This is a genomic window from Rhodococcus sp. P3_B8 (assembly GCF_056402775.1).
On record NZ_JBFUGT010000163.1, the window covers coordinates 1 to 13,915 of the forward strand.

The 13,915-nt window shown below is 64.9% G+C and carries 12 protein-coding genes and 1 pseudogene; 1 reads left to right on the plus strand and 12 read right to left on the minus strand.

Translation table 11 applies throughout. The features are described 5' to 3' along the window. From AC1D1G_RS30550 to AC1D1G_RS30575, 6 genes and pseudogenes are all read right to left on the minus strand, one after another. A pseudogene (locus AC1D1G_RS30550) lies at positions 1-223 on the minus strand (thiolase C-terminal domain-containing protein); the annotation flags it as partial. Further along, positions 220-702, minus strand: coding sequence for a Zn-ribbon domain-containing OB-fold protein (locus tag AC1D1G_RS30555; protein ID WP_283352092.1), 483 nt, complete (start codon positions 700-702; stop codon positions 220-222). The gene AC1D1G_RS30555 and the pseudogene AC1D1G_RS30550, both read right to left, overlap by 4 nt. Positions 703-776: 74 nt before the next feature. Then, positions 777-1,598: a mycofactocin-coupled SDR family oxidoreductase gene (locus AC1D1G_RS30560; RefSeq protein ID WP_477954981.1), complete on the minus strand. Its 822-nt coding sequence runs from the start codon at positions 1,596-1,598 to the stop codon at positions 777-779. 49 nt (positions 1,599-1,647) lie between these two features. Beyond that, positions 1,648-2,871 (minus strand): LLM class flavin-dependent oxidoreductase, encoded by a 1,224-nt coding sequence (locus tag AC1D1G_RS30565; protein WP_317569697.1) that lies wholly within the window; start codon positions 2,869-2,871, stop codon positions 1,648-1,650. A 1-nt stretch (position 2,872) separates the two neighbouring features. Then, a complete protein-coding gene (locus AC1D1G_RS30570; protein WP_283352088.1) occupies positions 2,873-3,304 on the minus strand; it encodes a cupin domain-containing protein in 432 nt (143 codons plus the stop codon). Between the two features lie 95 nt (positions 3,305-3,399). Further along, on the minus strand, positions 3,400-4,782 hold the full coding sequence (locus AC1D1G_RS30575) for an MFS transporter (RefSeq protein ID WP_477954982.1): 1,383 nt from the start codon (positions 4,780-4,782) through the stop codon (positions 3,400-3,402). 410 nt (positions 4,783-5,192) lie between these two features. On the opposite strand from AC1D1G_RS30575, the gene AC1D1G_RS30580 reads away from it, so the two are divergent. After that, the gene (locus AC1D1G_RS30580) at positions 5,193-6,431 is read left to right on the plus strand and encodes a cytochrome P450 (protein ID WP_317569694.1); all 1,239 of its coding nucleotides are present in this window, start codon (positions 5,193-5,195) and stop codon (positions 6,429-6,431) included. Positions 6,432-6,510: 79 nt separating this feature from the next. On the opposite strand, the gene AC1D1G_RS30585 is transcribed toward AC1D1G_RS30580, so the two are convergent. From AC1D1G_RS30585 to AC1D1G_RS30610, 6 genes are all read right to left on the minus strand, one after another. Further along, positions 6,511-8,940 (minus strand): CaiB/BaiF CoA transferase family protein, encoded by a 2,430-nt coding sequence (locus AC1D1G_RS30585; protein WP_477954984.1) that lies wholly within the window; start codon positions 8,938-8,940, stop codon positions 6,511-6,513. Between the two features lie 34 nt (positions 8,941-8,974). Continuing rightward, on the minus strand, positions 8,975-10,447 hold the full coding sequence (locus tag AC1D1G_RS30590) for an aldehyde dehydrogenase (protein WP_477954985.1): 1,473 nt from the start codon (positions 10,445-10,447) through the stop codon (positions 8,975-8,977). Between the two features lie 23 nt (positions 10,448-10,470). After that, on the minus strand, positions 10,471-11,664 hold the full coding sequence (locus tag AC1D1G_RS30595; RefSeq protein WP_283352083.1) for a thiolase C-terminal domain-containing protein: 1,194 nt from the start codon (positions 11,662-11,664) through the stop codon (positions 10,471-10,473). Then, a complete protein-coding gene (locus tag AC1D1G_RS30600; protein ID WP_159923828.1) occupies positions 11,661-12,113 on the minus strand; it encodes a Zn-ribbon domain-containing OB-fold protein in 453 nt (150 codons plus the stop codon). Before AC1D1G_RS30600 ends, AC1D1G_RS30595 begins: the two co-directional genes overlap by 4 nt. Continuing rightward, entirely contained in the window at positions 12,110-12,427 is a 318-nt protein-coding gene (locus AC1D1G_RS30605; RefSeq protein WP_283352082.1) for a hypothetical protein, read from the minus strand. Before AC1D1G_RS30605 ends, AC1D1G_RS30600 begins: the two co-directional genes overlap by 4 nt. A gap of 85 nt (positions 12,428-12,512) precedes the next feature. Beyond that, positions 12,513-13,915 (minus strand): acetyl-CoA acetyltransferase (locus tag AC1D1G_RS30610; protein WP_477954986.1); only part of this gene is annotated, 1,403 nt, incomplete at its 5' end.

The window sequence follows — 13,915 nt, forward strand, 5'->3', positions numbered from 1 at the left end:
GGGGTGACATGAGCGACGCACCCACGACCGTCCCGTCGTTGTCGCCGCCCCCGTACGAGACGAAACCGTCGATCTCGCGTGGTGACACACCGGCGTCAGCAGCAGCCTCGACGATGGCTCGCAAAGTCATCCGGAGTTCGCTGGCGGGCGATTCGCCTCGCTTGTAATGGAATTCACTGGCACCCACGACGGCTGCGGCACCACGGAGAAAGGTATCGGTCATCGCTCGGTTCCCCGTTCCGTCTCCGTGGTACTGCTCGCCAGGCGCCAGCGAAGCACCGGCCAGGGTGCATCGGCGGGCTGCTGGATGATCCCCGCAACCGCATCACCGATGGCAACGTCACCATCGCCATTCTCGGCGAGCAGACCGAGCACTCGTCGTCCCCCGGCATGCGGTAGTTCGACGAGAACCGTGACGAACGGCAACTCGCCTGCCAGCTCCGGGATGAAGGGGTGCCACGTCCGCGACCACGAGAAGATTCGTCCGACCGGTTCCACCGCAGTCCATTTCGGGTCGAACGTCTGACACCGTCCACACATCCACCGCGGTCCCCAGATCCACAGGTCACACTCGCCGCACCTTTGCAGCCTCAGCTCACCCGCCCGCAGACCCTCCCAGTAGGGCAGGTCGAGGCCGTCTGCGTACGGACCGGCCAGAGCCGTTGCCGGAAACTCGCGGGCTGTACCGGCACGCGGTGTCATCGGATCGCTCCACTCTCGTGAACTGGCATATCGCTTCCTTCTGCTGCAGGTGGGCGTCATGGGGAACCCGACCATCAGTGTTTGGTCAGGTAGCCCGCATCGATCGGCAGGTCGATCCCGGTCACGTACTTCGCGGCGTCGGAAACGAGCCACAACACGGCGTTGGAGATGTCCTGTGGTTCGAGCATCATCACGTCCAGCAGATTCGTGCGGTCGTTATGCTTCCACTTCCGCACCACGTGCGGCAGTACCTTCGACAGGCCTGCCGCCATAGGCGAATTGACCCCCGTCGGGTTCACCGTGTTGACACGGATGTTGTGGTCGGCGAGCTCGAATGCGAGGGTGTCCTTCAGCCCCTGCAGGCCATGCTTCGCGGCGCCGTAGTGCCCCCACGACGGGGAAGCACCCAGCCCGTCGACCGACGAGGTGATCACGATCGATCCGCCGTGGCCACCCTCGATCATCACGGGGACGACAGCCTTGCAGGCCTTCCACGCGCCGGTGAGGTTGACGTCGAGCATCGTCTGCCACGCGTCGTCTGCGATCTCGATCGTCGACTCGGCGTGATCGTGGATGCCGGCGTTCGCCAGCAGGATGTCGATACGTCCGAACTGAGAGACGGCCAGATCCGCGACAGCCCTCATGTCTGCACTGCTCCGGACATCCGCCTGCATGCCGGCAATCTCGCCACCGGCTTCCTTGACGAGCTGGATCGTCTCCTCGAGATCATCCCGTGTCGCGAGTGCATACTGCACCTCGTCGATCGGCGCCGCGATGTCGCAGACCACGATCTTGGCCCCAGCAGCGGCAAGAGTGAGCGCATGCGAGCGGCCCTGTCCTCGTGCGCCGCCGGTGATGACTGCAACTTTTCCGCCGAGCTCGTAGAGAGAGGTCATCGATTCTCCTGATGTGAAGTGGGTAGTGATATAGGAATTGCCGAACGTACTACCCTGCGCTCTTCGCGCGTTCGTAGTGCTGCGTCGCCTGGCTGATGCCGGTCGCGAAGCGCTCGCTGAAGCCTTCCTTGCGTGCCTGTGTCCAGTGGTAGGAATTCAGCAGCGGTTCGCAGGTGCCCGTGAATCGGGGCATGACGTCGCGCATGAGGATCCGGTACATGCGCGAGGTTGCCTCGATGTCTGCCCAGTCGTGTGCTGTCGCGAGGAAGGTGCCGAATCCACCAGTGCGGTCGATGATCTTCTGGATGTAGTCGATGGCGTCGTTCGCATCGCCGATGCAGCCGTATCCGGACTCGTTGACACGCCGGACCAGTTCCTCGTGCGCGACTTCTTCACCCGGTTCGATCATTTTCATCGGGGTGACGACGTGGCGGTAGTCCATGAAGTCGCGCAGCCCGTACCGGGTGTCTTCGACGGCCTGCTCGAAGGTGTCGGCGATATGGATGTTGCCGACGATCGCCCAATCGTTCCGATCGACGCTCTGCCCGTACACATTCGCCTCGTGGGTGGTGATATCCCAGGTCTGGGCGAGCAACTCGACCGACTTGGCGCTCGTTCCACCAATGGATAGCAGACCGAGCCCGTACTTGCCGGCCAGCTTCGGGCCCGACGGCGACATCGCGGCCGCCACAGTAATCGGTACCCCCGGGTACGAGTAGGGGCCGAGTTGAACCCGCGCGTCCTCGAGAGAAAACCATTCCGTCTTCCGGTCGACAGGCCCCGGCGTATTGAGCAATTCCAGGATGGCGTCGAGGGATTCTTCCATCCGCGGCCGCAACAGGTTGTAGTCCATGCCCATCATCTGCGAATCGGCCACGAGCGCACCCGGCCCGACCCCGATGCGTATGCGCCCACGGGTCATGTGATCCAGAAAGGTGATGCGATCGGCCACCATCAAGGGATGGTGGTAAGGAAGCGATATGACGCCACTGCACAGCTCGATACGCGACGTACGCTGCGCGGCTGCCGCAATCATCAACTCGGGCGAGGGCCCGACCTCGTACCCACCACTGTGATGCTCCCCGAACCACACCTGATGGAATCCGAGCCGATCGAGGTCCTCGACATGGCGGAGGTCCTGTTCGATCGCCATCGTGGGGTTACGCCGAGGGTTGTGGTACGGCGGAAGGAACACTCCACACCGCAGGGGTGCCTTCCTCGAGGCCGGCGCATTATTCACGGCTGACCCGTTATTCCCAGCTTCCGGTTCCATTTCAGATCTCCTGTCGGTCGTTGCGTGCGGCGCCGCAGATGGTGACGATGGCACGTGCCGTCTCGTCTCCACGGTTGTGCCACCGATGCTTGTTGCCGTTGACGACCACCGTGTCGCCGGCGTTCAATTCGATTTCCGCTCCGCTGTCGAGTTCGAGGACGAGCGAGCCCTCGAGAAGCACGTGCACGTCCACGGAATCCGTGCGGTGGAATCCGGGCGCATCGTCGTCCATCTCGACGATTCCGTTGTCACTGTCGCCGATCCGTCCGGGCTCGAGCACCCAGCCGATCACCCAGACGCCACCGGGATCGGGAAATCCGGCCGTTTCGGGCACGTCGCCCGCGTTGGGTACCTCTGGAATGGCGTCGGAACGCCAGATCGGGTCGAGGCCTGCAGCGTCGATTCTCTCGATCGTCTCGTCGGCGACCAGCACGGCTGTACCGTTCCGTTCTGCAGCGATAACGCGGCGAAAGCTCATGTATTGCCTTTCGGTTGATTCGACAAGCCCGGACAGGCCCTTCGTTGCAGTCAGCCCGATACCAGGACGCTCGCGGAGGAGGATTCGACATCAACCGGTCCCCCCGATCCCTTCCTGCGACGCAGAGTGACCGCGAAGCACACCACCAGCACCCCTGCAATGGCCGCTGGGATCGCAGACAACAGGAGAACTGTCGAGCTCGCCATACTCGTGGCGAGCAAAGCCCCACCCAGCGCCGGCGCGAACAGGCCGCCCATCCGGCTGACCCCGAAGGCCCAGCCGATCCCCGTCGCACGTACCGCTGTGGGATATGCCTGCGCTGCGACCGACGTCAGAGCCGCCGCCAGCCCGATCGCGCCGAAGCCGAGGGTGAAGCACAGGGCGCCCACAGCGACGGTCGACCCACCGCCCGTCGAGATCCATGCCAGCAGCGACACCGACGCTATGGTGGCGAGGGGACCGAGAACTGCAGCGGCGACACCGATCCGGGTTCGGTCCATGGCAACGCCCAACACCAGTGCGCCGACGATGCCGCCCAGGGTCGCCAACGATGTCGCGAGTAGTGCAGCACTATCCTGCACCCCGTTGTCGGTGAGAATCGTGGCCAGCCAGCTGAGGACGAAATAGCTACCGAAGAGCGCAAAGAACATCATCGACCAGATGAGGACGGTGAGGGTCGCCCTGCCCCTCACGAAGAGCGCGGCAACACGCGCGCCGACCGGCTGAGGGGGCAGGAGATACTCGGTGTCGGCACTGTGCGGCGTGCGGGTGTCGATCTTGTCCAGAATGCTCGCAACCTTCGTGGTGCGGCCCGCCTTGGCCAGGAACTCGACGGACTCGGGCAGCCAACGCCACGTGCCGACAAGAATGGTGAGAGGAACGATTCCCGCGACCAGGAGGAGCGCCTCCCCGCCGTGCATAGGCACCACCCGTGAATCGATCAATCCGACGACGAGCCCGCCGACCGCGGTGCCGGAACTCAACACGGTGACGGTGGTCGCCTTCAATCGGGACGGCGAGTATTCGTTACCCAACGCGAACCCGTTCGGCACGGCTGCACCGATCCCGAGCCCTGCAACGAAACGGCACACTGCGAGCGCCAGGACCGATGTAGCGAAGAACGAGGGAAGGGCGGCGAGGCCGAAGACGAGGATTCCGAGGCCCATGATTCGCTTACGCCCGTATCGATCCGCCAGTGGAGCGATCAGAAAGTTCGAGAGAATTTCACCGACCAGGGCAGCCATCACCACAATCGAGAAATCGGCCGGCGGCACACCGTATGAATTCGCAAGGCTCGGAATGGCATAGCCGATCGACAGCACATTGAAACCGTCAGCGAATGCCAGTGCCAAGCAGATGGCGATCACCCGCCACTGGAATCGCGACACGGGAGCACGGTCGATGACCTCCGTGATCCTGACAGATGAAGTCAATTCAGTGATCCTTCTGTGAGATGGGGTCGATCGACCCGTTCCAGATCTTCGACATGACACGTTCTCCCACAATGCTTTTCGGCTGATCAAGACATGATCGGGGGCCGATGGACACCGAGCCGCGATACACGACTCCCTCATGTACCGCAGTGCTGCGGATCACATGCGACCTAATCTAAATGCTATCGGTTAACCCGTCAAGGACCGTGCACTTCTCCGGACTTGCGAAATATGGTTTTTCAGGAACTGCACGGTTGACCGCAGGTAATCGCTGATCTACCTTCATCGCAAGGCGATCGCCTACTCACCCCAGCCCTCACCCCGCGGCGACAGCACTCGTCCCGGCCTTTCCGGGCCAATGGCCATCCGCGGGGCGCTTTTCGGGCCGCTCCCCTACGCGAAGGATCCCGATGACCACGACACAGCTCGATATTCCGGAACATCTGATCACTGACTTCGATGTGTACGATCCGTCCCTGGCCGTGCCCGCAGACGTGTTCCAGGAGCGCGTCGCCGCGCTGCGCAAGCAAGGGCCGGTCCTCTACTCCCCGCATCACGGGGGGCATTGGGTGGTTACGCGGTACAAAGAAGCGCTTCAGGTACTCCAGGATCCGGAGACGTTCTCGAGCTTTCCGAACAATCTGCTCAATGCCGCGCAGGGCAAGTTCCTTCCGCTCGAACTCGATCCGCCCGAACACAGCTACTACCGGCAGGCGTTGCAACCGCTGTTCAGTCCCAAGCAGATGAAGGCGCTCGAGCCCGAGATCCGGAGAATCATCACCGAGTTGATCGACCAATTCGCCGACAAGGGCGAATGCGAGTTCATCTCGGAGTTCGCACACGAGCTGCCGACTCGGATCTTCCTTGCGCTCATGGGATGGCCGCTGAGCGACGCACCACAATTCACCGAGTGGACCGACATCACCCTTCAGGGCATCCCCGGGGCGAGCGAGGCGGAATCGGCCGAGGCGCGCGCGAAGGCGGCCGGAGAGATTTACGAGTACTTCGGGAAGGTCGTCGCGCGAGTTCGATCCGGTGAAGGCAGTTCCGAGAGCCTTACCGCGCACATCATCAACACCCCGCTCGACGTCGACGGAACACCTCGGCCACTCACCGACGAGGAGCTGAGCCGGATGTTCTTCCTGCTGCTCGTCGCGGGACTGCATACCGTCCAAGGTGCTCTCGCTTGGGGGCTGATTCACCTGTCGCACAATCCCGAGCAGCGGGAGGCGATCATCGACGACCCGACGCTGATTCCGTCGGCAGTGGAGGAGATCCTGCGGATCGAGACCGCCACGAGCAGCGGTCGTCGCGCGACCCGGGATGCCGAGATCGGTGGTGTCTCCATCAAGGCCGGCGATCAACTGTTGGTCGTCATGACGTCGGCCAACCGCGACGACGACGAGTTCGACAGCCCTGAGGGGCTACAGATCGAACGGCATCCCAACCGGCACATCGGGTTCGGCGCCGGCCCGCACCGCTGCCTCGGCTCCCATCTCGCGCGGCTCGAGCTGCGACTCGCGATGGAGGAGATCCACAGGAGAATTCCCGACTACGCGCTGGTTCCGGACAACCCCGCGGTGTTCCATTCGTCCCAGGTCCGCGGATGCGAGAAGCTACCGATCACGTTCACGCCGTCGACGCACTGATTTCCCGCTACCCGGAAGTGGGAACGCAGTCCGAACAGTAGAAGGTCCCCGGAGAAATCCGGGGACCTTCTCTGCTGTGTCACACCGTGGAGGAGACCGGTGACAGCGCTGGATCGTCCGCAGGCGGTTGCAGCACACCGTCGTGCACGAGCGTGTCGATCTCGACTGTGCTCAGACCGAGCACTTCCTCGCAGATCTCCCGGGTCTGCGCACCTGCCAGCGGTGCCTGTTGCAGCGGCCAGTCCGGCAACGCCCCGAAGTGCGCCACCTGCTTCGCCGTCGGAAGCGGCGCTGGAAGCAGCTCGTGTTCGAGCTCGATGTAAGCACCCCGCGCGGTCAGGTGCGGATTGGTCAACAGGTCCGGGAGCCGGATCATCGCGCCGGTCGGTATCCCGGCGGCCTGCAACGTGTCCGTCGCTTCGGTCGGCGTGTGCAGCAGCAGCCACTGTGCCAGCACCTCGTCGGCCTCGGCCCGGTGCGCAATTCTGAGCTCGTCGGTGGCGAAACGCGGGTCGTCGACGAGGTCGGGGCGTCGGAGAACCCCGCACAGCGCGACCCAGTCGGCGTCGTCGCGGACGGTGACGACACACCACTCGTCGTCACCCGCACACGGGTACACCCCGGAGGGCGCCGAGTACGGATCGGAATTGCCCGGTGCGCTGATCGAGCCCGGCGCGAGGTGTTCGGCGACGAGCTGGTTGCCGAGCTGGACGATCGCGGTGTCGGCTTGAGCGACTTCGATGGCGGCACCGCGTCCAGACTGCAGCCGGTGGATCAACGTGGCGAGAATAGTGGTGGCGGTGACCTGTCCGGCGATGTGGTCGGGGTAGACGGTCGAGCCGTCACACAGTCCAGCGGAAGCATCGGAGTATCGCCAGAGCGCCGAGACGCCGCAGGCTGCCCGAACCAACGGCCCGTAGCCCAGTCGCTTGTTCCACGGGCCGACACTGCCGAAGGCGCTGCTCTCCGAGACGATGATGCGCGGATTGATCGCGGCGAGATCGTCATACGACAGACCCATCGAACCAAGGGTTCCGGGCTTGAAATTGGCGAGCACGATGTCCGCTTCCGCAGCCAGGCGCTTGAAGATGCGGATACCTTCGGGACTGCGGAGGTTGATTCCGAGGCTGCGGCGATTGCGGTGACCCCAGGCGACGGATGCCGCGAGCGCAGCGCCGCGCTTGGATTGGCGTAGCCCGTCGGGGAACTGAGAGTTCTCGATCTTGATGACGTCGGCACCGTTGTCCGCGAACTGGCGCCCGAGCTCCGCGCCGAACACCACGACACCCATATCGAGGACCCGAAGCCCCTCGAACGGTCGTGCACCCGGCTCGCGCTGCGGTGCGGAAATCGGATCGCGGGTGTCGGCCCAGGCCGAGCGGAGAACCTGATCGTTGTGCTCCCCGAGCTGCGGTGCACGGGAGCGCAAGCCGGCGCGTTCGCCGTTGATCTTCGCGTAGCCGGACGGGACCCGAGCACTGACACCGGGAGCGATTTCGGCGTCGACGAACGTACCGGACGCATCGAAGTGCTCGGTGGTCAATACYTCGGCCACGGTGTTGAGGCCGCCGATCGGAATTCCGCGCGCCGCACCTTCCGCGACGAGGTCGTCGCGGGTGTACGTGCTGAACAGCTGCTCGATGAGCGGATTGAGCCGCTCGGATGCGGCGAATCGGGCGGGAATGGTGTCGTACTTGGGATCCGCGAATTCCTCCGGACGACCCAACCATTCGTACATCGCTTGCCACTGACGCTTCGCGAGCAGGCAGATGCGCACCTGCCCGTCGCCGCACCGATACACCGGGTAAAAGTTGGCCGCATCAGGCCGGCCCCGGGGGAAGTCCTCGGATCGACCCGCGGCGGCGGAGCCCTGCACACCGAAACCGGGATCGAAACCGTGCACGATGACCTCGAACGCGGAGATGTCGACGAGCTGCCCGTGGCCGGTATGCAACCGGTCGTAATAGGCGAGCAATGCGGACCACGCCGTATGCACACCCACCGATTCGTCGATCAGCCCGTTCGGCGGCAGCAGCGGGGCCTCCCCCGGCTCACCGGAGCGCGAGAGCACACCGCTCAGTGCATAGAGGACCTGCTCGGTCGCCGCCCAGTCGCGATACGGACCGTTCTGACCGAAGCCGGTGATCGACACGGCCACGAGCGCGGGATTGACGCGGGACAGGTCTGCAGTGCCCACCCCACGGGTGGCCAGAAAGCCCGGCGGGAACGACTCCAGGAGAATGTCCGAGCGCTGGGCCAGCAAGCGCAGCCGTTCCCGGTCGTCGTCCGCGTCGAGGTCGAGCACGATGCCGCGCTTGTTGGCATTGCGCAGCGCGAACGGGATGCTCACACCGTCCCGTAGCGGCTGGGCCGTGCGCGAGGCCGATCCTCCCGGAAGTTCGACGCGGACGACCGCGGCGCCGAGGTCGGCGAGAAACCGCCCCGCCGTGTCCCCGAATCCGTCCGTCAGCTCCAATACCCGGACACCCTGCAGAGGTAGTGCCATCATGTGCTCCAAAGTGTGTGCTCGTCGCGGAATATGGTCAGCGAGTTCCGAAGTACACCGACTTCGAGGTGAAATACGGTGCCAGACCCTCTGGGCCGAGCTCGCGGCCCAGCCCGGACGACTTGACGCCACCGAACGGCGCGTCGAGGTCGAGGGCGTAGTAGTTCACTCCCACCGTGCCGCTGTGGATTCGAGCCGCCAGATCGAGACCGTGCTGCTCGTCCGTGGTCCAGACCGTGCCACCGAGGCCGTATTCGGAGTCGTTGGCGATGGCGACGGCCTCGTCTTCACCGTCGTACCCGGTGATGGYCAGCACCGGSCCGAAGATCTCTTCCTGCGCGATGCTGGCGGAATTGTCGACGCCGGCAAACACGGTCGGCTCGACGAACCACCCCTGCGGCTGCGCGGCGGGCGTGCCTCCGCCGGTGGTGATGCGATAGCCGGCGGCACGCCCGGCCTCGATGTAGCCGAGGACGCGGTCACGCTGCGCGGCCGAGACGAGCGGACCGATCTCGGTGGCCTTGTCCAGCGGATCGCCGACGGTCAGTGCCCGCACGGTCTCGGTGACGGCGTCGACGACCTCGTCATATCGGGAGCTAGCGGCGAGGATCCGGGTGCTCGCGTGGCAGGTCTGACCATTGTTCACCAGCGACACTTCGAGCAAATTCTCAACGAACACGTCGAGATCGGCGCGCTCGGTGACGATCGCCGCGGACTTGCCGCCGAGTTCGAGAGTAACCGGACGCAGCAACCGGCCACACACTTCACCGATGGCGCGACCGGCCGCGGTGGATCCGGTGAACGCCACCTTGTCGACTCCCGGATGGGAAACCAGATAGGCGCCGGCGTCCCGGCCGGCCGGCACAACGTTGACCACGCCGTCGGGTAGACCGGCCTCGACCGCAGCCTCGGCGAACGCGAACGCGTCGAGCGCCGTCTCGGGGGCAGGCTTGAGCACCACCGTGCACCCCGCCGCCAGCGCGGGGGCGAGTTTCATCGCCGCAAGCGGTTGCGGGTAGTTCCACGGCGTGATGGCCGCGACCACACCCACCGGCTCGCGGCGCACGACGGTGCGGCCACCGAAGGCGCTCGGCCGCACATCCTCGTTGGCCGCATCGCGAATCAGAGCTGCGTAGTACGAAATCATGGCTGCGGGGCCGAAACCGTTGACACCGCCCGAAAGTGCGATCGGCATACCGTTCTCCCGGCTCACCAGCCGGGACGTGTCCCGACCACGTGACTTGAGGGCGGCAGCGAACTTGTCGAGCAGATCGGCCCGCTCGATGTTGGTCAGCGCACTCCACTGACCGCTCAGTGCGGTGCGCGCGGCCGCGACGGCCGCATCGATGTCGACTTCGGACGCCATCGCGGAGGTGCCCAGTACCTTCTCGGTGGCTGCCTCGATGACATCGATGGTGCCTCCGGACTTCGGTGCCACCCATCGGCCACCGATGAACAGCTCGTTCCTGTCCGTGGCGTTGTCACCGCGTGTCGTGTCACGGTCGTTCATGTCATGCCTTTCGGAAAGGGCGGTCACAGGGTCTCTTCGTGGCCGAACAGCACCGAACTCACCAGCGGTGCCATCGGGCCGCCGATGAACAGCGACGTCTTCGCGCCGTCCACCGGGTTGGTCGAGGTGCCGCGAATCTGCCTGACCGCCTCGACCGCCAGATTCAGGCCGTTGATGAACGAATCGGCGAGGTTGCCACCGCTGGTGTTGACGGGCAGCTTGCCGTTCGGCGCAGTGAGGTTCTCGACGGTCATAAATGTGCCGGCAGCCTCGCCCGGCGGGCACAGACCGTGATCGATCAGCGCCGCCACGGCGGGGCCACTGAAGTTTTCGTACACCTGGACCACGTCCACGTCGTCCGGCCCGAGACCGGCTGCGGACCAGAGCCTTTCGGCGACACCGGGCTTGCCGTTGTTGGCCGGGCCGAATCCCGCGCTCATGTACTGCTCGTCGAGATCGTTGTCGATCAGTTCCGAGTATCCGCCCGGTGCACCTTGCGCGCCCGCGAGGAGATACGCCGGGTCCGGTCGCAGGGTCTTGGCGCGCTCGGCCGAGACGAGCACCAGCGCGACCGCGCCATCGCTTTCCCGGGAGCAGTCGAACAGGTGGAAAGGCTCGGCGATCAACCGTGAGTTTTCGTAGGCCTCCTCGTCGAGGGGCCGTCCATAGCCCTGCGCGGTGGGGTTGTTCTGCGCGTGCTGATACGACGCGAGGACGAGAGAACGCATGGCCGTGCGCGGCACTCCGCCGTGCTCGAGCATCCGTTGGGTGCGCATCGCGCAAATCTGTGCGGGCGAGCCGATGCCGTGGGCGAGGAAGTGACTGCCGTAGTGGTACTTCGCGTATCCGAGCCGGCCCGTATCCGCCTGCGACATCGCGCGATACACCACGACACAGTCTGCCTGGCCGGTGGCGATCGCAGTGGCCGCATTCGTGATGGCAGCTGCGACGCTGCCGCCGCCCCCGCCCCACATCATGTTCGACCAACGAAGTTCGTCGATCAGCAATGCGCCGCCGATGATGGCACCATCGTTGGCGCCACCCGCGTAAGAGACGAAGCCGTCGATCTCGCGGGGGCTGATACCCGCGTCGGCGCACGCTTGGAGGATGACCTCGAGGGTCATGCGCTTCTCGCTGTGCGGGGCTTCACCGCGCTTGTAGTGCTGTTCGGCGACGCCGACGACTGCCGCCGCGCCGCGCATGATGTTGGCGCTCATCCTTTTTCTCCTTCTGCGGTCGCGGCGCGACGCCAGCGCAGCAACGGCCAGGGGGCACCCTCGGAGTGTTCGAAGACTCCGACCACCCGGTCGCCGATCTCGGGGTTCGTTTCGATGTCGTCGGCGAGTATGCCCAGCACCCGCCGGCCGTCGGCGTGTGGCAGTTCCACCAGCACCGTCACGTACGGCAGCCGGTCGGCGTATTCGTCCATGTAGGGGTACCAGCTGCGGTTCCAGCTGTAGACGGTGCCGGACGGTTCGACGGTTTCCCATCCGAGGTCGAAGCTGTGGCAGTGACCACAGATGGCCTGCGGACCCCAGATCCAGGTGCTGCATTCGTTGCAGCGCTGAAGGCGCAGCTCATCGACGCGCAGGCCGTCCCAGTACGGTCGATCGAGTCCGTCGGGTGTGGGGCCCCACGGTTCCGCGACGGGCTCTGTTGCGGTCATGCGTGTGCCTCCGAGCCGGTAGGGAAGTTCTCGAGCGCCGCCGCGAGCCAGCGTCCGTCGTGCCGTTCCCAGATCGAGCGCAGCCCGATCGACCGGTCACCCATGTCATAGACGGTTTCGCCGACCATTCGGTCGCCCTCGGCGCGCACATCCTTGATCTCGAAGCCTTGCGCGGCCTCCCGGGGGGTGTCGACTCCGTCGAAGACCTGCGGAATGTTCTCTTGCACCATGTCGGCGAAAGCGGCCTTCATGTTTCCGGCCACAACGTGGCCGACATGCTGTTCGTACAGTGCGCGAAAGTCTTCGACAGACATCTGGAATCTCCTCGATCTCGTGACACGAGCATGCCGTGTCCGTCAGTGCATTAACCTTATGACATTAGGTAAAAGGGCGTCAAGGTCACGCGAAGCGGAAGTGCCCCTCTTCCGAGACCGAGACGTGCTGACCGGCAACGTCGACCTCGGTGAGGGTGACGAGATCCTCGGCGTCCGTGGTGACCGCAAGGGTCCGCTCCCCCGTCGCGGTTCGAGCCGCGAGGAAACCGCGCTCCGGGGAGCCGTCGCGGCCGTACACCACAGTCCACGATTCCGCCGACGCCCTGCCCGCGTAGGACACCAGCGCTCTCGTCGTGCGCTGCGCATCGACCTCGGCCTGCACGTCCAGACGCTTGAACCCGCCGACGGGAGGTTCGGTCCGGTACACGCCCATGGCGTGCTTGGTGAGGTAACCACTGTTGGCGGTCACCAAACCGTACGATCCCGGAGATTCGCGCAGCCGYGTCGCCATCGTCGCAATCGAGTGGCTGACATAGTTGTTCCACGGCCCACCGCCGAACGTCAGGCCACCGGTCACCGTCAGAGGCCGGCCGGGATCATCGAGCGCGAGCCCCAACTCCTTCGCCGCGACCTGCACCGCCGAGGGGAAGCACGAGTACACGTCGACGTACGCAACCTCGTCCAGTCCGATACCGGCGAGGTCGAGGACCCGCGCCCCGGCGATGCGTATTGCCGGGGAGCCGTCGAGCGCCTCACGTTCGGCGATCGCGTACGTATCGTGCGACTCGGTGCCGGATTGCGGAAACACCCAATTTTCCTGCGGGATACCAAGTCGTGTCGCGGTCTCGACCGAGCACATCAGCAGCACCGCGCTCTGATCGACCATGTTGTTCGAATTGAGCAGCTTGGTATAGGGCGTGGAGATCATCCGGTTGTCGGGCGACGGCGTCGAGATCTCCGCAGCGGTGTATTCGCGCTGCACCCACGCGTTCGGATTCGTCGCCGCGATCTTGCTGAACCGCGACCACAACCCGCCGACGACCTCCCGATGCTCCTCGAGTGAACGTCCCGCCGATACCCGCAGCGCCTGTTCGAACAGCGGATAGACATACGAGGGCCGATCCAGACCGATGCGGCGTTCACTCTCTGCGGCCATCGGCACGTCCGTGACCAGGATGTCAGCGGCGGGTACCGACTCGTCCTGCACCGTCCAGTCGGGGCGCAGCTTCTGTGCTCGCAACTTGGTGCGGGTCCGCCACGATTCGGCGCCGCCGATGAGCACGACATCGGATCGCCCGGCAGCGATGTCCTCGGCAGCCCCGTTGACGAGCACCTGCGGCGTGCTTCCGCCGTTACCGGAGTAACCGGTGTGTCGCACGGCCGCGCCGATCCGCGCACCCACGAGCGCGCCCGGATCCGGGTAACGCCAGGACAGCAGCCCGACCACCCGGACCGAGTCGACAAGTTCGAGCAGGCGCGTCGATCCCGCGTCGGCAGCGGCTGTCCGCGCGGCGCGCACCATAAGAT

Excerpts from the sequence above, each read along its gene's own strand:
- AC1D1G_RS30565 (WP_317569697.1), bottom strand. The coding sequence starts at position 2,871 with ATGGAACCGGAAGCTGGGAATAACGGGTCAGCCGTGAATAATGCGCCG.
- AC1D1G_RS30560 (WP_477954981.1), bottom strand. The coding sequence starts at position 1,598 with ATGACCTCTCTCTACGAGCTCGGCGGAAAAGTTGCAGTCATCACCGGC.
- AC1D1G_RS30595 (WP_283352083.1), bottom strand. The coding sequence starts at position 11,664 with ATGAGCGCCAACATCATGCGCGGCGCGGCGGCAGTCGTCGGCGTCGCC.
- AC1D1G_RS30555 (WP_283352092.1), bottom strand. The coding sequence starts at position 702 with ATGACACCGCGTGCCGGTACAGCCCGCGAGTTTCCGGCAACGGCTCTG.
- AC1D1G_RS30605 (WP_283352082.1), bottom strand. The coding sequence starts at position 12,427 with ATGTCTGTCGAAGACTTTCGCGCACTGTACGAACAGCATGTCGGCCAC.
- AC1D1G_RS30580 (WP_317569694.1), top strand. The coding sequence starts at position 5,193 with ATGACCACGACACAGCTCGATATTCCGGAACATCTGATCACTGACTTC.
- AC1D1G_RS30600 (WP_159923828.1), bottom strand. The coding sequence starts at position 12,113 with ATGACCGCAACAGAGCCCGTCGCGGAACCGTGGGGCCCCACACCCGAC.